Annotated in this window: 13 protein-coding genes; 8 read left to right on the forward strand and 5 right to left on the reverse strand. The window is 55.6% G+C overall.

The features are described from left to right. Window positions 1–5 precede the first annotated feature (5 nt). The 5 genes from MNU25_RS05310 (at window position 6) to MNU25_RS05330 (ending at window position 4,551) form a co-directional block, all read left to right on the forward strand. On the forward strand, window positions 6–377 hold the full coding sequence (locus MNU25_RS05310) for a NifB/NifX family molybdenum-iron cluster-binding protein (protein ID WP_240984118.1): 372 nt from the start codon (window positions 6–8) through the stop codon (window positions 375–377). A gap of 196 nt (window positions 378–573) precedes the next feature. Beyond that, the gene (locus tag MNU25_RS05315) at window positions 574–1,440 is read left to right on the forward strand and encodes a nucleotide-binding protein (RefSeq protein WP_240984119.1); all 867 of its coding nucleotides are present in this window, start codon (window positions 574–576) and stop codon (window positions 1,438–1,440) included. A gap of 57 nt (window positions 1,441–1,497) precedes the next feature. Further along, on the forward strand, window positions 1,498–2,472 hold the full coding sequence (locus MNU25_RS05320) for an ATP-binding protein (protein ID WP_240986736.1): 975 nt from the start codon (window positions 1,498–1,500) through the stop codon (window positions 2,470–2,472). 193 nt (window positions 2,473–2,665) lie between these two features. Continuing rightward, the gene (locus MNU25_RS05325) at window positions 2,666–3,019 is read left to right on the forward strand and encodes a NifB/NifX family molybdenum-iron cluster-binding protein (protein ID WP_240984120.1); all 354 of its coding nucleotides are present in this window, start codon (window positions 2,666–2,668) and stop codon (window positions 3,017–3,019) included. Between the two features lie 362 nt (window positions 3,020–3,381). Then, the gene (locus tag MNU25_RS05330; RefSeq protein ID WP_240984121.1) at window positions 3,382–4,551 is read left to right on the forward strand and encodes an NAD(P)/FAD-dependent oxidoreductase; all 1,170 of its coding nucleotides are present in this window, start codon (window positions 3,382–3,384) and stop codon (window positions 4,549–4,551) included. A 128-nt stretch (window positions 4,552–4,679) separates the two neighbouring features. Here the strand turns inward: MNU25_RS05330 and MNU25_RS05335 are convergent, their stop codons facing one another. The 4 genes from MNU25_RS05335 to MNU25_RS05350 all read right to left on the reverse strand — a co-directional run bounded on the left by MNU25_RS05335 (window position 4,680) and on the right by MNU25_RS05350 (window position 8,776). After that, window positions 4,680–5,666: a cupredoxin domain-containing protein gene (locus tag MNU25_RS05335; RefSeq protein ID WP_240984122.1), complete on the reverse strand. Its 987-nt coding sequence runs from the start codon at window positions 5,664–5,666 to the stop codon at window positions 4,680–4,682. Between the two features lie 161 nt (window positions 5,667–5,827). Further along, entirely contained in the window at window positions 5,828–6,739 is a 912-nt protein-coding gene (locus MNU25_RS05340) for a B12-binding domain-containing radical SAM protein (RefSeq protein WP_240984123.1), read from the reverse strand. A gap of 259 nt (window positions 6,740–6,998) precedes the next feature. Further along, window positions 6,999–7,367: a hypothetical protein gene (locus tag MNU25_RS05345; RefSeq protein ID WP_240984124.1), complete on the reverse strand. Its 369-nt coding sequence runs from the start codon at window positions 7,365–7,367 to the stop codon at window positions 6,999–7,001. 398 nt (window positions 7,368–7,765) lie between these two features. Further along, entirely contained in the window at window positions 7,766–8,776 is a 1,011-nt protein-coding gene (locus MNU25_RS05350) for a hypothetical protein (RefSeq protein ID WP_240984125.1), read from the reverse strand. A gap of 603 nt (window positions 8,777–9,379) precedes the next feature. On the opposite strand from MNU25_RS05350, the gene MNU25_RS05355 reads away from it, so the two are divergent. Together MNU25_RS05355 and MNU25_RS05360 are read left to right on the forward strand one after the other, a co-directional pair. After that, the gene (locus MNU25_RS05355) at window positions 9,380–10,954 is read left to right on the forward strand and encodes an APC family permease (protein WP_240984126.1); all 1,575 of its coding nucleotides are present in this window, start codon (window positions 9,380–9,382) and stop codon (window positions 10,952–10,954) included. 322 nt (window positions 10,955–11,276) lie between these two features. Further along, a complete protein-coding gene (locus MNU25_RS05360) occupies window positions 11,277–12,146 on the forward strand; it encodes a phosphate ABC transporter substrate-binding protein (protein ID WP_240984127.1) in 870 nt (289 codons plus the stop codon). 301 nt (window positions 12,147–12,447) lie between these two features. Here the strand turns inward: MNU25_RS05360 and MNU25_RS05365 are convergent, their stop codons facing one another. Further along, complete coding sequence (locus MNU25_RS05365; protein WP_240984128.1) at window positions 12,448–12,750, reverse strand: hypothetical protein; 303 nt, start codon at window positions 12,748–12,750, stop codon at window positions 12,448–12,450. 309 nt (window positions 12,751–13,059) lie between these two features. Here MNU25_RS05365 and MNU25_RS05370 point away from each other — a divergent pair, with 309 nt between their 5' ends. Beyond that, entirely contained in the window at window positions 13,060–18,108 is a 5,049-nt protein-coding gene (locus tag MNU25_RS05370; RefSeq protein ID WP_240984129.1) for an HAD-IC family P-type ATPase, read from the forward strand. Window positions 18,109–18,139: the final 31 nt, after the last annotated feature.

An 18,139-nucleotide genomic window follows, 5' to 3' on the forward strand; every position in this document is an offset into this window, starting at 1 on the left:
GTTAGATGCGGATGGCGGTGTCAGTAGGTAAAAAGGACCTGAGTGGCTTAGTTGACGACCGGTTTGGACGTTGTCCTTACTTTATGCTGTGCGATTCCGAAGATGTCGAGGGGACGGCGGAATGGAAAGACAATCCGGCTCTGGCAAGCACGGGTGGTGCGGGGATCGCGGCCGGTGAGTTCCTGGACCGGGAAAAGGTAAAAGTTCTGATTACCGGAAGTTTGGGTCCGAATGCCCTGCGTGTGGTTCAGGCCTCGGGGGTCAGCGCTTTCTCAGCCCCCGGATCCATGACCGTGCTGGAAAGCGTTCGAGCCTGGGCAACGGGGACTTTGCCTGCGATTACCGCAGCGGGTCAGGCTCACGCCGGAGAGCGCTGAGCCTGACCTCGGACGGAGGACGGCTTGCTCCAGCCGCGGTTCGCGGCAGGGGCCGCAAGATTCGCGGATGATGGCGGCGGAAGAGAAAAGAAGCCTCTGTCGAGACGGATGACGGTCGGAGAATGAGGCGGAAGCGCCCGCGGGCAATGGAGATTGGGGTGTGTTCCATGAATGGCTTAGTTCAAGAGGTGGCAAGATGAGAATAGGGGTTCTCAGCGGCAAGGGCGGAACCGGGAAAACGACAGTGGCCGTGAATCTGGCGCTCAGTTTCGCCCAAACCCATAAAACACAGTACCTTGATTATGACGTGGAGGAGCCCAACGGCTTTTTGTTCCTGCAGCCGGAGGTCAAAGAACAGGTTAGTGTTCCGTTGCTCTACCCCGAAATCAGTGACAAGTGCACGCTCTGCGGGGAATGCAGTAAGGCCTGCCAATATCACGCCCTGGCCCAGGTCAGCCAAAAGGTGCTGGTTTTTCCCGAGCTCTGTCACGGTTGTGGCACTTGCTCTATTGTGTGCCGGTATGGGGCGGTCCTTGAGCGCGAACGGCCGTTGGGCCTGGTTGAGTTAGGTTATCACGGGAACCTGCGCTGTGTTCAGGGTATTCTGCGGGAAGGGGAAGCCTTAGCGGTCCCGGTGATCCAGGCGGTCCGTTCCCGGGCGGAAGAAAGGAGCACGGAAGGTTTCGAGGTAACCGTCGCCGATTGCCCGCCAGGCAGTTCCTGCAGTGTGATTCACTCGGTTGAGGCCAGTGATCTGGCGCTTTTGGTTACGGAGCCCACGGCTTTTGGATTGCACGACCTAAAAATTGCGGTGCGGTTGGTGCGTGAGTTAGGGTTGCGCCACGGGGTGGTCTTAAACAAGGATGATGGGAGCAGATTGATCCGTGATTATTGTGGGGCGGAAGATATACCGCTTATGGCCGCTATTCCCTTTGACATCGGCATTGCCAAGACCTATTCCAAAGGGCTTCCATTGCTTGAGGACAGCCGCTGGGCGGTTCTGTTTGCAGACCTGAGGGACAAGCTGGTGAGAGAGGTGCCAGTGCAGAAGCATGAGGACTGAAATGAGGGAAATCACGGGCGGGATGTCGGGATAATAGAGGAAGGCTCGGGGGTGTTTATGAAGCAAATTGCCATTATATCGGGCAAAGGGGGAACCGGGAAAACAACGATTGCGGCTGCTTTCACAGAACTCGCTTCCCGTAAAATCGTGGCGGACTGTGACGTTGAGGCGCCGAATCTGCATCTGCTTTTGGAACACCGTATCCGGCAGGAAAGCCTCTTTCAAGGGAACCGTTGTGCCCACATTGATCCCGAGCAATGCATTTCTTGCGGCAAGTGCCGGGATGTCTGCCGCTATCAGGCAGTCGAAGAGCTGGGCAAGGGGGAGGCCGCCGTTGTACGGTCGCGGAACGGGGCGCAAAATGCGGATAAGGAAAGTCGACACCTCATAGCTCGAGCGACAGCTCAGGCGGATTCCGGGGTGGGACCACTGTTCCGGGTTGACCCGAAGCGCTGTGAAGGTTGTGCCGCCTGTGTCTATGCCTGTCCGGCCGGGGCGGTGGAGCTCAGGTTGGAGGACACGGGGAAAATATTTCTTTCGGACAGCTCGGCAGGTGAGTTTGCTCATGCGGAACTCTTTCTGGCGGCGGACGGCTCAGGCAAACTGGTATCCGAAGTACGTCGTCTCGCTCAGCAGGAAGCGCTTGGCGATGATAAACTGGTTATTATCGACGGTTCGCCGGGGATTGGTTGTGTGGTTATCTCCACGATCACAGGCTGCCAGGCAGTGCTGATTGTGACTGAACCGACTCAGTCGGGCAAACATGATCTGGCAAGGGTGCTGAAGATCACGCAGCATTTTCATGTTCCGGCTCTTGTCGCCATTAACAAATGGGATCTCAATCCGGATATGACGATAGAAATAGAAAAACTGTGCCTGGCCGATGGAGTTGAGGTGGCGGGCAAGATACCCTTTGATACGACGGTTCCGCAGGCCATCGCCGCGGCCCAAGCGATCACCCGTTTTGATTCGCCGGCTTCAGCCGCCATTCGCAAACTTTGGGGAAGGGTGCAAGAGGAGCTTGTGGTCTAAACTCTAATTCATGAGGAGAGCACCGTTCCGGGCCTGAAAGCCGAAGGACTGGGGCTTGGGAACGAAGAATTGGGTGAAGGCGGCGGCAAGCGCAGGAGTTTTAATTGACATACGTTCAGAAAGGCCTATAATGAAAGAATAGGTGGCGTATGCCAGTAAAAAAAAATAAACGGAAATTCAGGAGGTTTTAATGATGTCAAAAAGAATCGCGATTCCGAGTAACGGGGAATTGTTGGATGCCCATTTTGGCCGGGCTCAGGCTTTTACGGTATTTGAAGTTGACGGCAATCAAGCCCGGCAGGTAGAGGTTTTAAGTGCTGCGGGATTGGAACACCAACATGAAGGTCTGGCAAGTATGTTCAAACGCAACGGTATAGATGTTTTGGTCTGCGGGGGGATCGGCGGAGGGATGATTGATAGTCTCAATTATGCCGGCCTGGACCTCGTCACCGGAGCGTCCGGCCTGACGAAAGATGTTGCCCAGTCATACGCGGCGGGAACCTTGGTCAGCACCGGTTCGGTCTGTCAGGAACATCATCACCATTAAACGGTAAGTTATTGACAGACAGCGTCCGCATATCTGATATTGCCCGCCAGAGGAGGACGTTGCCGGATATATTGCCCAGTATCTTAGAGATGGCCGGGTCTTGCTCATAAGAGGCTTGAGCCCTGCTAACTTGCCAAACAGAAAACCAATGATATCCCTGGGAGGACCTCCCGGGGATATTGGTCTTAGCAGGTCACAGGAGGGGGTCATAGAGAAATTATGGCCTTGTTTCGCAGCCGCATTATCAAAAGATATTATACAAAAGATGCTGGAAAAGATCATAGAGAGGCCACCACAGAGAGGCTATAGAGAGGGATCGTTAAGGCAAATGCCACCATAAAACAAGAAACGGAGAGAGCTATATGAAGAAGGTAACCGTGCTGGGCGGGGGGATAGCCGGGGTCGAAGCGGCGATTCACTTAAGAAAGAAAAACTTCGAAGTGACCGTGATTTCTAATCGAGATTATGTTTATATTTACCCGATTTCCATCTGGGTGCCCACTGGAGAAAAGACTCTCCAAGATGTCAGTGTGCCGCTGGCGAAACTGGCGGGGAAACATGGTTTCCGGGTGATTGTGGATGAAGTGGTAAGTATAAGGGCCGCGGAAGGGACCGTTGTCCTCAAAACTTGGGGAGATTACAGAGAATTCGATTATTTGGTGGTTGCGCTCGGTGCGAGCAAACTCAAACCACAGGGGGCGGCACACACCTTGTCCATTTGCGGCGAGCCCGGGGAAGCGGCCATGCTCCATGAACGTTTGGAAACGTTGGTTCAGCGCGGACAGGGCCAAATTGCCATCGGGTTCGGCGGCAATCCCCAAGATCAATCTGCTGTTCGGGGTGGTCCGGCTTTTGAAGTCATGTTCAATATCGATCATTTTTTGCGCCGCAGAAGATTGCGCCAAAGTTTTGACCTGACGTTTTTCGCGCCGATGGAAAGTCCGGGCGCCAGAATGGGTACAAAAGCAGTGAAAAAAATGGGGCAGATGTTCGAGACACTGGGCATCAGTACGCGTTTTGGCCGGAAAATTGTGCGGTTTGAGCCCGATGGGGTCGTCTTTGAAGATGGCTCCGTCCTGGCAAGTGACTTGACGATGTTCATCCCGGCAGGGGCGGGTCAGAAAGTTCTCCGGGATTCGGGTCTTCCTTTATCAACAGCTGGATTTATTGAAATCGACGACTATTGTCAAGTCCCGGGTTTTGACCACATCTACGCGATAGGTGACTCAGCCGCTATGAGGGGACCCGAATGGAAGGCTAAACAGGGTCACCTGGCCGAAGTGATGGCTCGCAATGTTGCCCACAATATCGCGGTCCGCGAGTCGGGCGGGCAAAATTTCCTGGGCTATGAGGAGCATGTCGGCATCCTATGCGTCATGGACAGCGGCAACGGGGCCGCCTATGTCGAGCGTGATGCCCGGCACGAGAAGATGATTCTCATGCCGTTCTTCGGGCATTGGCTTAAAAAGAGCTGGGGCGTGTATTATAAGCTCTCCAAGATGGATAAGATTCCCCGCTTGCCCGGTATGTAGATGGAAGTTTGGCGGCAAGTATATGAAGAGGATATAAAGATGCAAAGGGGAAGCGGCAGAAATCCCCGGGATATATCCCGGGGATTTCTGCCAAGCGGGTTGAGTGTAAACGGGTTCACCGGCGGCACTTAGTGTATGACGATTTTTCCGTACATCCCCTTTTCCGCATGGCCGGGGAACTGGCAGATATAGTAAAAAGTGCCTGCTTGTTTTGCGTTGAAAGAGGTCGTAACAGCCGGATACTTAGCAGCCGTGGCCGGCGGCAGCGGCTGAATAAAGGCACCGGGGTAAATGCCTCCCTGCATCATGGACATATAGGCGTAGGGAGGAGTAGCCGTGGTGATTTCAACGCCGTGGGGCATGCCTGAATCTTGGTTGATAAATTCCAAGGTCACATTGGCTCCTTCGGGGATGTTTAAAGTTGGGTTGATCAAGCCGTCGATGACGAACTTCCCGTCGGCATTTTGCGGTCCGCCCAGCATAACGATCTTCACACTGGAGCCGGCATAGGTTATCGTATTTGCGCTCTTGTCGACAGTTGCGTTGACTAAAGAGGCTTTGATATCATTGGTTGCGTCGGTTTGATCCGTGAAAGCCGAGCTGTAATTGGCGCCGTGAAATAAACCTCCCATCATGCCGTAACCCCAAGAACCGTCGGCGGAACCGGAAGCGCGGTATCCGCCCATCATGCCGTAGCCCCAGGAACCATTGGCGGAACCATATCCCCCCATCATGCCCGGACCGTAGGGATACTGATTGCCGGCCGAGGGAACAGATGGGGGAGTGGGTGCCACGCCGGAATTTTCTGGGACCGGGGGAGTTGATTTTCCTGGGGGCAAGGCAGCGGCCGATGAAGGGGATTGAGTGACAGCGGTGGACTGAGCGGCTGCAGCCGCGGCGGTCGGGGTGTCGGCCCCCGCAGCCACTGCGGGAACGATGCTCCGGGAAGCACCGCCTGACGAGGAGTAACGCGACGTAGCCGCCGAAGCAGGTGTAAAGCTGGAAGTGTGAAGGCCGCTTGGCCCGGCAGTATGTCCTGAAGTAAGTGCCGCGGCGGTTCCCGAGACCGCCAGAATTCCGGCCAGAGACAAGCCCGCGATCCAAATTTTTTTCATGATAATCATTTCCTCCTTCTGCCCATTCGGACTCTTGCCTATGCCTGTAGTTAAAGACGTACAGGTTTCGGCGTTCTTCATGGCTAAAGTATAAATTGGACTTACGATAGGGGCATGAAAGAGTTGTGAATTTGTCGTGAAGGGTCATCACCGAGTCATGTCTAAAGCCCCCGCCAGTCTTCGGGTCTCAAAAGATGGCTTTGGGCTTGGCCGATAATCCGGGCTAAAGTTTGCAGCAATTGCTGTTTTTCCTGAGGAAGATGAGCCTTGAGGGATAGATAATTTGAGGCATGATTGCTGCGAAAAAGACAATCTGTAACTTCCAGAGGCTCGATCATTTCATAGAGCTCATGGAGGGTTTCCCAGGCAGTCAGTTGCTTAAACTCCCCGCTTTTTACCCGGCGGTAGAGGGGAGCCCCAGGTTCCGGCATAAGGGTTAAGGCTCCAAGATAGTGCGGATCAATAGCACTGAGGATTTGGGCCGTGCCGAGGGCATGTTCCCGGGAAAGTTCTTTTCCCCCCAAACCCAAGATCACCGTGCAGGATAGTTTGAGGCCGGCGGCGACAATTCGTTGTCCGGCCAGAGCCATTTCCTGGAGTGTGACTCCTTTTTTCACCTGTCGCAGTATGACGGGGCTTCCGCTTTCAACGCCAAGATAAACGATGCCTAAACCCCCCCTCTTAAGCGCGTCAAGTTCTTGCGGGGATTTGGCCAAGATATCTTTGGGCCCGCCGTAGATTCCCACACGTTTCAAACGCGGAAATTTCCGATAAAGTTGACCAAGGATGGAAAGCTGGAGTTCCGTATCCAAGGTCAAAGCATCTCCGTCCGCCAAGAAGATCCGATCGGCCAAAGGGTACTGCGCCTGCCCCATTTCAATCAGGCGGCGGATTTCTTCTTCAGATTTGATGCGAAAAGATTTTCCCTTATACATACCGCAGAATGTGCACTGATTATGGCGGCAGCCTACCGTGACTTGCAGGATAAGGCTGGAAGCTTCGCTGGGCGGACGGTAAATAACTCCTTCATAGAATGAATCCTTGAATGAATCGTTCTGCGCTTTCTGACTCATGGAGTTTCTCCTCTCAATTTTTGCGCCAGTGTGTTTTCCCGTACCTGCCCGGATGGGCAGCCGGGCAGGCGGCGGCCCGCAGGCCGGACATATCAATGCTTGGGTTCTTTGGTGGTCTGCGGGCAATTTTTCCGGGATTTTGGTGGACTTTTTTGCCGGCACGGAGAAGGCGGTTCATAACTTTGAAGGGCTGGGCATGCGCCTGGGCAGGTCATCGAGCCGGAAGACTTTGAGGCCGTCGCTCAAGCGTGTATCCGGCTCAGACCAGGCCTCCCTGGCCGTGAACAAGGTCACGGGCCTGTTCAAACAGGTCTTCGTCGAGGACGGCGGCAAGAACTATATTTCTGCCGCTGCTCGTATCCGCTCCCCCATCGCTCATGCCGCTGGCTCCCACATCGGCGGAGGCCAACACGCCGGCTTCATGGCTGGTTATCGTTCCCAAGGTCATTTCTGCCTGACTGTTGATGTTTCCGGTCAAGGGGTTCATGAGCTCATCCGCGCTTCCTCCCGGAAAGGCGCTGAAACGGTCGACCCGCACATCCGTTATCCCCAGGCTTTTGAGTTGGTCGGCTGCCCGCTCCGCCTGATGGGGTGTTTTGAAATAAGCCAAGATACTCCGCTCACTCATCTTACGATCCTGGTTTCTAAACCTGCCACCAACTGCAAGCAGGCCTTTCACCCGTCCGACAAACGGTCGGCAGTGTCACGGGATTCAAGGGTCGGACCATAGGTTCTAGTCCATGTTCCGGATGGTTCCCATGACGTTTCTCCGCTGAACCTGCCGGGAAACCAGGCTTTTCACCTTCCTTCCTGCTGCTCTTTTGGCCGAAGTGCCGTGGCCAGATTTAGCTTGGGAGGGAAAAGAAGATTCTATACGGGGCGGCACTATTCACGCCAGTCTGGCCAACAGTTTTTACTGTCACTATGAGAAAGGCACGAACTCCCGTGGTTCAGATTATCCTGCGGAGCGCTTCCACAGGAAAAAGACGGTTTCTCCGGGCTTTAAACTCGGGGTTTGACCGGGGTTCAGATTTTGGCGCGGATGTTCTCCGGCGGCAGGAAAGAATAGAAGTCGCCGAGGAGCAGTTGGAGGGAATTAATGTCACTGGTCCAGTCAAAAACAGTGAAACGACCGGTCAGGCGGGCGTTCAACCAATAGCCCGGTTGCTTCTCCGGCGCGGGGAAGAGGGCCAGATTGAAACTGGGCAGGTTGAGTGAATCATAGAAGCGAAAGACCCTTTGCAGGCCCCGAGCCAAATAATGGATGTCTTCAGGTGCGAGATCCCGCAAGGTTGATTTTCCCTCGAATACCAGGGTGAGGTCCCCCAGGCCGCGCGGAGCGAAAGACGCCAGCCAGTGAAGGGATCCTTCTTGCCAGAGGTAGCGGTCTCCTTTTACTTTTTCCTGGTCGATGAGGTTTTCCCAGGCGTTGTTGCCCGTCTCCAGGTAATAAGAGTGTGAACGCTCCATTGACAGTTTATGCCTGTTGCTGGGTTCCGGTCCGGCCAGAGCCTGAAGATGAGGATGGATGACAGACCCTCCGGCAAAGGGCATGTAGTTCCAGCCAATGGTCGAGTAGCGGGCATTCGCGGAGTCGTAGGCTTGAGCCTGCTCCAGAAAAGCGAGAGCGGCGCTGAATCCGTCTTCCATTACCCCCGCGGGGAATTGAGCCAGAGGCAGGTAGTGCTCTCGGCACATGATGACGACACCGGAATAGGGGGCATAAGGCGAAAGGTTCGGTATTACGGTGGCTCCGCCATGGGTAAGTCGCCCCGTGGGAATCATGGCTTCCGGGAATAGGGGGGTAGCTTTTTTGAGCGCGTCCGGACAAAAAGGACAGCCTTTTTCTTGGGTCAAGGTTGCCAGAGGAGCCCAATCCCGGCGTTGGAGCCGAAAATTGTGCAGGGGGAAGATGCGTGTCAGTTCTTCGGTGATGGGGTCGAAGCGGATTTCAAACTCCGCTTTGCTTGTCTGAAAATCGCGGCGAGGGTCCCGGAAAACGGATTGGCGCGTTTCCCGCTGAAATGCCAGGCTCATGGGTTTCACTCCTTATCTTGATCTCTTCTTTGGTCCATTCTGCTTTGGCAAAGAGTTTTGCATAGGGATCCCAAAGCAAATTTGTTGGCAGTGGGTACAGGCGGGGAGTCCCGGATGCGCAAAATATCTTGCGTTATGGCACCCAGCCTCCAAAACGCCCAAGCGGGGTCCGGAAGGCATGAGGAGTGTCCGAAAACATTGTCGGTTGGCCCGCCGCCCGCCTGAATAGGGAGGCTGGCAAAAGATGCCTGTCCCCGGCGCGAAATTTATGTTAAAATTGAATCTTGATAATGGGGAAGAGGCCTTTGTGGCACATAGATTGCACCGAAAAAAGTCCAGACGCGTGGCGCGGTGCCTTTCCGACACCCGGTTTCAAGGGATTGCGCTTAGGCTCTGACCTATTGACCCCAAAGTCCCTCGCCCAGGCGGAACGGAAGACACAGGGTGTCTTTCTTCGAGAAGGAGGTGATGAGACCGAAGTTGTCAAAATTGCAGAAATCTTGAAAGCAACTGACCCGCTAAAACATGCACAAAGTGAACTCGTTCAACTAAAGATGAATGGCAGTCCAGGGGAAATAATAGCTTGAGGAAGGTGGTCACATCATGAAACCGGTTGGACTGAAACGGGACCTCTCTTTATTGGATCTTACTTTCGTCGGTGTCGGAGGCATCATTGGCTCGGGCTGGCTGTTGGCCTCCCAAGTCGCCGCGTCCGTCGCCGGGCCCTCAGCCATCGTGTCCTGGCTCATCGGTGGTATCGCCATTATCTTGGTCGCTCTGGTCTATGCCGAATTAGCCGGGGCCCTTCCGGAAGCGGGAGGAACCGTCCGTTACCCCCAGTATTCCCACGGCAGTTTGGTCAGCTTTATCATTGGCTGGGGCGGTTGGCTGAGTTGGGTGGCCACTCCGCCGGCGGAGGCCGAAGCCATTACCCAATATGCCAACAATTTTGCCCACATCCTTTACAACGATAAAACCGGGCTTTTGACTCTGAGCGGTCTTATCGTTTCCATTCTCTTGACGGTGCTTTTCTTTGTCCTTAACTATTTCGGGGTAAAACTTTTTGCCAAGGTCAACACCACGGTTACCTGGATCAAGTTTGTCATTCCCGTGGCTACGGCTATCTTGATCATGGTTTTCGGCTTTCACGGCGGAAATTTTGTCGCCCATGGCGGCTTTTTCCCCGACGGCTTTTCCGCCACCCTAATGGCCATAGGAAGTTCCGGGATTATCTTTTCCCTGCAGGGTTTCCGCCAAGCCGTCGAATTGGCCGGCGAAGCGCGCAACCCGAAACGGGACCTTCCTTTGGCCGTCATCTTGACGGTACTTATCTGTGTCGCTATCTATGTCTTGTTGGAGATTGCTTTTGTCGGGGCGCTTTCTCCGGCCATGTTGGCCAAAGGCTGGCATTCACTGAATCTGGACGCCCCCTTTGCCGAACTGGCGGTAGCCGTCAACCTGGGCTGGCTGGCGATCATTTTACAAGCGGATGCCATGGTTTCCCCGGCAGGCACGGGTTTGGTTTACACAGCCTCGACAGCCCGGGGTCTTTTGGCCATGGCTGAGAACGGTTATCTGCCTAAGGCCTTTCTCAAGCTCCATCCGAAATGGAGGGTGCCGATCAATGCCCTCATCTTCAACATGATTATCGGTATCTTAACTTTACTGCCATTTTCCTCCTGGAGCAAGATTATATCATTTGTTTCGGTTACCGGCGTAATTAGCTACCTCCTGGGTCCGGTGGCAGCCAGCGTGCTGCGGCGGACGGCCCCGGAAATTGAGCGCCCGGTGAAGATAGGGGGTCTGTCCGTCGTATCTCCCCTGGCGTTTATTGTGGCTGGCCTTATCGTCTACTGGACCGGATGGCCCAATACCGGCTATGCACTGGGAGCGGTTGTGGTCGGCCTCTTGATCTATTTTTATTACTACAGCAAAGGTAACTTCCGGGCCCGCCATCTCCGTGCCGGGCTCTGGCTGGCAGTTTATCTTCTGTTCATTATCGTCTGGTCGTATGTGGGCAGCAAGTCTTTTGGCGGCAAGAACTGGGTCGGGGCCCCTTGGGATACGATCATTTTTGCCATCGTCAGTCTGGGGGCTTTTGCCTGGGGCATGCGTTCCGGCTATCGCACGGAAGAAATTGCCGAAACCAGCCGCCAAATTGCCAATGGTGAATATTAAAGGCTTTTGAGGAAAAGAAGCAGCGGCATCAGAGGAAGGGGCTGGCTCCCGTGTTGGGAAGCCAGCCCCTTGGCCTTTTGACTCGGTATTGTTCATCTTATTGTCCGCGAGTGCCGCTGTCCATTTTCATCTTTAGTTGAACGAGTTCACTGGGCTCGGTTTCTTTAGCTGTTGACAGCGGATGGACCTTGGGCCGGTGTCGCGGATATACTTGGGGTTGACGTTCCGAAGTTAACACAGGCTTTACATCGGCTTAACAGTTCGTTGACATTTTTCCTCTAGAATTTGGTGGTGAAGGATTTTGAAAGGGGAAATTAAGACAATGGTTAGCAAGAAGTCCAAGATTGCCCTTCTGAGTGTGGCTCTGGCGGCAGCCCTAGCTCTGAGCGGATGTGGTCAAAGCGGGGCGGCGGGTCAAGCCGGCGGCGGGTCTGCGGCGGGCGGGAAAAAGACGGTGAACACAGCCGGCTCGACAGCACTGGAGCCGTTGGTCAAGATTGCCGCGGATGAATTTATGCAGAAAAACAGCGGGGTTCAGGTTACAGTGAGCGGGGGTGGCTCTTTTACCGGTCTCAACAATGTGGCGAGCGGCGCTATCGATATTGGCAACTCCGATGTCTTCGTGACTCCGGAGTTGAAAGGGAAGGATCTGGTGGACCACCAAGTGGCCGTCGCCCCGTTCCTCATCATTGTCAACAACGACGTTCCGGTTGACAATCTCAGCCAAGCTCAATTGCAAGACATCTTCACCGGCAAGGTAACTAATTGGCGACAGGTTGGGGGCAAGAACGAGAAAATCTCCATTATCGGGCGGGCCAAGTCGTCTGGATCCCGCGCCACGATCAGCAAGGTTGTTCTGGACGGAAAAGATTTTACCCCTGCGGCGGCTTCCCAGGATTCTACCGGAAATTTGATTGAGAGTGTCGCGCAAACTCCTGGAGCTATCGGCTACATTGATGCGGCCTACCTGACCGGTAAAGTGAAAGCCCTCAAATACAACGGTGTCGCCTACAGTGCCTCAACCGTGGAGAACGGGCAGTATCCGATCTATGCGTTTGAGCATATGTATACAAAAGGTGAACCCACCGGGAATGTCAAAGCTTTTCTTGACTATATGATGAGCTCCGATTTCCAGAACCGCAATGTGGCGAAGGCAGGTTTTTTGCCAATCAGCGCGATGAAGAAGAAGTAAAAAAGTTTTCACAAAAACTTTGCATTACTTTTACGCCTTGTTCACTTTTTCTTAAGATAAGTGTGGTAAAGTAAAACATGTTCTCCCCCTGTTTCACATATAGAGGAGTTTGAACTGCTCCTCCTGGTTTTGAGGCACCGGCTTGCGGTGCCGTTTTCTTTGCTTTGGCGTCACAAGACAAAGACATCGCTCATCGCGGGCGATGTCTTTTTGATGAGTGAAAATGTATTTTAAGGCACGTTCTGTTGGTCGTTAGTTCTGTTAATCGTTCGTTCTATTGGCCGTTAGTTGAGGTGTGTATTCAGGACGGAGAGATATTACCCGGGTCGGGCCGCGAAGGCGCCGGATGGACGGGGTTGGGCGAAGCCTGAGCAGCGGTGGGCTCTGCCTTGGATGGGTAGGCTCCCATCTCGTACACATTGGTTTGCCCGGCGGCGCGGGTGGTCGCGGGGGCTTTGCTTTCATCGACCAGATCGAGGATGGTCGCAGTCCCCTTCACCAGCCAGTTCCGGGCTGCTTCCCGGGCTTTGGGAGACGCTACCAGCACCAAGGCGGTTGCGGTCAGAATAAATCCCAGCGGAGACTTTCGGATAAAATCCAGCATAGTTTTCCCTCCCTCAAAAAGTTATGATGTTGTTCGCTAAAGACATAGTGTTTCCCGCCGGGCTCAGGTTATGCATGTTTTTTTTGCCTCAACTTCTCATATTTCCAGACGGACCGGCGAATACTAAAGTCTGTTACCCTTACAACAACCGTGCTTGTCAGCGTGCGCTGCCTTCATGGGAGATGGGGGTCGATGCCGGTTCCAGCGGCCGGTCCGGGTTCGGGTCAGGAGAGCGGATCTTCCCGGGTCCTAATCTGAGAGCATAAGTCTGCGGAAGCTAAGATCAAGCGGGATGGAGTGGTCTGCAGGATGCGGGAGGAATTTATGGGTATGGGCCGTCAGGCCGGAGCAAAAGAAGAAGGAAGATTTATTCGGGCCTTACCGGGGAGAATTCGCCTCAGCGTACAAGGGCTGAAAGGCAATTTGGCTATGGTTCGGCTCTTGCGGGCAACCCTCAGTATTTGCCCTGGGGTTGAGGAGATTTCCCCCAGTGCCCATACGGGCCGGATGCTTATTCTTTTCAATGAGCAAGAGATCGGTCTCGGTGATCTTCTGGCCAGGATCGAGAAGCTGGAGACGGCACCCTCGGAAATCCGGCGGGACGACGGCCCGGAGCGGGCGGCTCACCGAGAGAAGAGGGTCATAGGGGCTCCTTGGGATCAAGCGGCTGCCGCCGCGGGGCCGGCAGTCGCAGACCGGGGCGGGATGGGACCGGCTTGGGGCGGCTTTACGGGGGTCGGCCGTTATCCCGCCCTGGTGCTCTCCGCCGCCGGGTTGGGGATTCTGGCTGTAAAGCGGGTGTTTATGGGCAAATCCGCTTGGGCCGAGGCCCCCGCTTTGTTCTGCTTGGCGGCTTTGGTGGCTGTTTTGCGCGACTATCCGCCGGCGCGCAGGCAGGTGGAAGATTTACCGTCCCTTCCCGGAAAGGGCCGGCACGACGCTTCGGGCCGAGGTCCATGGTTCCGTACGCCCCTGTCTGGGGCAGAAGGTTGGCGCGGCGAGGCTATGCTGGGAGCGGTGACTCTTGGTTTAGCCTTGGTACGGGAAAATCTTGTGGTTCTGGCGGGGATCGCGCTCATCCAGTACCTCCACCGGCAAATTGAGCAAAGCGGAAGAGCCGGGTTCCCGGAGGAGTGGCAGAACAGCCCGGAAAAAGCTTACGCCAGCCGGGTCGGAAAACCTCATCTTGCCCTGGCCGCTGGGGCCGTGGTGTTGAGCGGACAACCGTCACGAGGGTTGGGTGTACTGCTTGCGGGGAGTCCGCGGGTGGCCACGGTTCCCGCCCGCTATGCCTGGGAACAGGCGCAGTGGGCGGCCGAAGAAAAAGGTTGCTTTATTCCGGAGCACATTTCACTGGCGCGGCTTGCTCAGGTTAAACAAGTTGTGCTGACAGACAGCGCACTCCTGCGGCAAGGCAGCGAGGAAGAAATACGCTGTTCGGCTGATCCGGAAAATGAGGACGAGGTGTGGCGTTTGGCGGCATCCTTAATGAAGCGGGTGCAGCATCCCTGGCTGGAGAAGGTTTTAACCAAGGCAGCCGGGTCCGGAGGCACGCTCCGGACCGCTTTCAAGGTCGAACGCGGGGTAAACGGAGTGAAAGGAACAATTCGGGGATCTGAAGTCCTCCTTGGCAGCCTGGAATACTTGCTGGAAAATGGGGTGGATTGTGATTCCCACCTGGTGGAGATTCGAAGGCTTCAACGCGCAGGGCATCAAACCTTATGCCTGGCCAGGGATTTTAGGTATCTTGGCGTTTTAATGAGGTACAAAGGCGGAACTCCGACGGAACTTGCCCAAGGGTTAAAGTACTGGCGGAGTATAGGGATCAAGACCGGGGTTCTAAATAACACTTCGGGTCTCAGTATAGGGGAGTTGAGAGAGTGCGGAATCGACGAAATTCTGTCCGGCACAACCTCTGATAATTGGGAGATGTTGGCAGTCGCGCGCGAACGGGGTGAAGAAGTGCTCTTCGTCGGGCGGGACGAGGAAGGGTTCTTGGCGGGGGTGCCCTTGGCAGCGCCGGAGAAAATTACGGCCCTTAACCGTTCTCTAGCCTGCGCCAGGTCCATGAAACCAGTTATCGCTCGGCATTTTCGCGTGGCTAAGTTCTGGAATTATGCGGGGATGGGTTTGGCAGCTTTAGGCGTAATAACGGCACCGATGGCCAAGCTTGTGACAGATGCGTTGACACTGGCCCTTATGGCCGAAAGTAAGCGCGCCGGCCAAATTGTGAGTGGAGAGAGCGTCCCGCTGAGAGATGTGGAAGAGTCCGAAGCGGCCCGGCTGCCCAAGAGTCAGGCGGAGCCGTCGGGCTGGGTGAGCGGGACTTCCGGGGGACCGGCGGGCCGACTGGGGACGCCGAACACGGCCCAAGCGTTAGATGGGGCCGTACTTTCCGGTGCGGCTGGGTCGTCAGGCAAGAACGGACCGTCAGGCACGGCCGTACTGTCAGACGCTGCCGGGCCGCCGGGCGCGGCAGGATCGCCACACGCGGCCGGAGTGTTAGGTGCGGCTGGACAGCCGGACAGGGCCGGAGCGCCGCCCACGGCAGGAGCGTCGGACATGACCGGACCGTCAGACACGGCGGAGCGCTGGTATTGCCTGAGTACGGATGAAGTCTTGCACCGTTTTGCGGTCGCCGAAGACCGAGGTCTGTCTCCCCAACAGGTGGAAGTGCTGCGTAAGCAGTACGGGCTGAATCACCTGGAGCCTAAGAAACCCAGACCGTGGCTCGTATCCTATCTGGCCCAGTTTACCGAGTTCACCACCCTGATCGTTTTGGGGACATCGGTCATGGCTCTGATTACGGGGGCCGTCTTCGACGGTTTGGCTATGGGGGCAATTCTGCTGGCCAACGCAGCCATTGGCACCCTGCAGGAGCGTAAGGCGGAGCGCGTTATCGAGGCGCTCAACCAATTTCAGCCCCCTTCCTGCCGGGTTGTGCGCGAGGGGCAGGAGGTGGAAGTCGTAGGCACCGAATTAGTGCCCGGGGATGTCGTTAGGTTGGAAGCCGGTGACCGGGTGCCCGCTGATTTGCGTCTTCTTCAGTCCTGGAATTTGGAAGTCAATGAATCGGCACTTTCGGGGGAATCTTTGCCGGTGGGCAAGAACCCCCAAGGCCTTTCGAATGATTGTCCGCTGGCGGAACAGACGAACATGTTATTCATGGGTACGGACGTCACGCGGGGCAAGGGAAGCGGAGTAGTCGTCGGAACGGGAATGCAAACAGAAATCGGACATCTTATGTCTTTGATGAAAAACCAGGATGTCGTGAGCACTCCTTTGCACGAAAAAGTGACGGGTATTAGTAAAATGTTTGTCAAGGGAGCCGCCCTAGCCGGTACACTGGTCTTTGTGGTGGGGCTCCTGCGGGGGAGGCCCCTGACAGAGATGATTACGACTTCGATTACCCTGGCCGCTTCGGCTGTTCCGGAAGGGCTGCCGGTGACCATCACCATTGCGCTCAGTGCCGGAATTTACCGGATGGCCAAGCATCATGCCCTCATCCGCAAACTCTCCGCTCTGGAGACGCTGGGCAGGACCACGGTCATCTGCACCGATAAGACGGGAACCCTGACCAAGAATGAAATGACGGTTACCCGCATCGTGACGGCTAACCGTACTTGGAAAGTGACCGGAGAAGGGTATGAGCCGAGCGGAGAGATCGTGCGCTTGCCTCTGTCGGAGCCGACCCAGTCACGCAGTCCGGATCTTGAACGCCTGACTACCATTGCCTTGCTTTGCAATAACAGCCGGTTGGAACGGGAAGCGGACAGATGGGTCGTCAGAGGGGATCCGACGGAAGGGGCACTGCTCACCCTGGCCGCCAAAGCGGGGGTGCGCGTGGAAACCATGGAACACTGGCACCGGGTTCACGAGGTACCGTTTGATTCCAAGTCGGGTACCATGAGTGTAGTCTGCCGGGACACGCGTCAGGACACGGATTGTTTTGTGTTCTGCAAAGGTTCTGTGGAGACCGTGCTCCAACGTTGCAGTCATTACCAAGAGGATGGGGTCATCTACCCCATGACCGAAGCCAAAAAAGAACTCATTTACAGGCAGAATGAAAAGCTGGCCAGTGATGCCCTGCGGGTTTTGGGCTTCGCCTACTGCCCCACGGACTGGGTGGACACGCCAGAGCCCGGCCCCGCGCTCGACGACGAGCTGATCTATGTCGGATTGGTTGGCATGATGGACCCTGCCAAGCCGGAAGTGGAGGCGAGCATTCGCGAGGCTTATGCTCTCGGAGTTAAACCCGTGATGATTACGGGGGACCACCCGGTGACCGCCTTGGCTATCGCCAGGGAATTGGGCCTGGGCGCGGACGGCAGCCGGGTCATGACCGGTCAGGAACTGGATGGACTGTCCGAGCGGGACCTGGCCAAAGCGGTGGAACAGGTGGACATCTTTGCCCGGGTAACTCCCGAACATAAGCTAAGGATCGTGAAAGCTTATCAGAAAGCGGGTCACATTGTGGCCATGACGGGAGACGGAGTGAATGATACTCCTGCCATCAAACAGTCCAATACCGGCATCGCCATGGGCGGTACGGGGACGGAAGTTACCAAGGCTACGGCTGACATGGTGCTAAAGAAAGATCACTTCGGCGCCATTTTGGAAGGAGTGAAAGAAGGACGAACGATTATTGCCAACATGCGCAGAGCCATTGGCTGTCTGCTGACCGGGAACTTGGCAGAGATTCTGGTCACGGCCACGGCGGTCATCGCTGGCTTGCCCATGCCTCTGGTACCGATTCAGATTTTGCTCATGAATCTCCTCACCGACGCGATTCCCGCCATGATTCTGGCGGTGAACCCCGGGAATACGAAGCAGTACACAAAACGCCAGGATATTGTCGACAGGAATCTCTACCGCAAAGTCGTAACGCGGGGGCTCCTCCTGGGGGCCGGTGCTCTGGGCCTGTTCGGGCTGACTCTGAGCGCCGGGGCACCGTTGGCCGTTGCCCAGACTGTGGCCTTCACCACTTTAGTATTGGGACAGTTGGGCCAGACCTTTTCCTGGCATCAGGAGGGTTCCTCCGGCGGGGTGCGGGAGTCGGTCAAGGACCGTTATTTGGTCGGGAGCTTGGCCGCTTCCTTCTTGGCTTTGGTTGGCACCATTTATATCCCGCCTGTGGCCGGTTTCTTCCACACCGCCCCCTTGCAGATCCGGCACTGGTTCCTGATTTTCCTCTTGGCGGGAACCGTATCCCTCTTGGCCCAGCCGTTTCTCAGTCTCATGGCCAGAGCGGAAGAGGAGCCGTCCGGCGGCCAAGCCGGGGGTGAGCTCCGTGTGCTGCCTAAAGTCGGGAGAGGAGATTTGAAGGGCGGGATTCCCACCTTGATGGCCGGAAAGTAAGCCCATGGGTGAATCCAGAGAAGGAGGAGCA

It is taken from the genome of Acididesulfobacillus acetoxydans, from assembly GCF_902729405.1.
In the GTDB taxonomy this organism is placed as follows: Bacteria; Bacillota; Desulfitobacteriia; order Desulfitobacteriales; family Desulfitobacteriaceae; genus Acididesulfobacillus; species Acididesulfobacillus acetoxydans.

What these genes read in the sequence shown, in the direction of transcription:
- MNU25_RS05325 (WP_240984120.1), top strand. Translation starts at nt 2,666, where the DNA reads ATGTCAAAAAGAATCGCGATTCCGAGTAACGGGGAATTGTTGGATGCC.
- MNU25_RS05370 (WP_240984129.1), top strand. Translation starts at nt 13,060, where the DNA reads ATGCGGGAGGAATTTATGGGTATGGGCCGTCAGGCCGGAGCAAAAGAA.
- MNU25_RS05330 (WP_240984121.1), top strand. Translation starts at nt 3,382, where the DNA reads ATGAAGAAGGTAACCGTGCTGGGCGGGGGGATAGCCGGGGTCGAAGCG.
- MNU25_RS05365 (WP_240984128.1), bottom strand. Translation starts at nt 12,750, where the DNA reads ATGCTGGATTTTATCCGAAAGTCTCCGCTGGGATTTATTCTGACCGCA.
- MNU25_RS05345 (WP_240984124.1), bottom strand. Translation starts at nt 7,367, where the DNA reads ATGAGTGAGCGGAGTATCTTGGCTTATTTCAAAACACCCCATCAGGCG.
- MNU25_RS05340 (WP_240984123.1), bottom strand. Translation starts at nt 6,739, where the DNA reads ATGAGTCAGAAAGCGCAGAACGATTCATTCAAGGATTCATTCTATGAA.
- MNU25_RS05350 (WP_240984125.1), bottom strand. Translation starts at nt 8,776, where the DNA reads ATGAGCCTGGCATTTCAGCGGGAAACGCGCCAATCCGTTTTCCGGGAC.
- MNU25_RS05360 (WP_240984127.1), top strand. Translation starts at nt 11,277, where the DNA reads ATGGTTAGCAAGAAGTCCAAGATTGCCCTTCTGAGTGTGGCTCTGGCG.
- MNU25_RS05310 (WP_240984118.1), top strand. Translation starts at nt 6, where the DNA reads ATGCGGATGGCGGTGTCAGTAGGTAAAAAGGACCTGAGTGGCTTAGTT.
- MNU25_RS05320 (WP_240986736.1), top strand. Translation starts at nt 1,498, where the DNA reads ATGAAGCAAATTGCCATTATATCGGGCAAAGGGGGAACCGGGAAAACA.
- MNU25_RS05315 (WP_240984119.1), top strand. Translation starts at nt 574, where the DNA reads ATGAGAATAGGGGTTCTCAGCGGCAAGGGCGGAACCGGGAAAACGACA.
- MNU25_RS05355 (WP_240984126.1), top strand. Translation starts at nt 9,380, where the DNA reads ATGAAACCGGTTGGACTGAAACGGGACCTCTCTTTATTGGATCTTACT.
- MNU25_RS05335 (WP_240984122.1), bottom strand. Translation starts at nt 5,666, where the DNA reads ATGAAAAAAATTTGGATCGCGGGCTTGTCTCTGGCCGGAATTCTGGCG.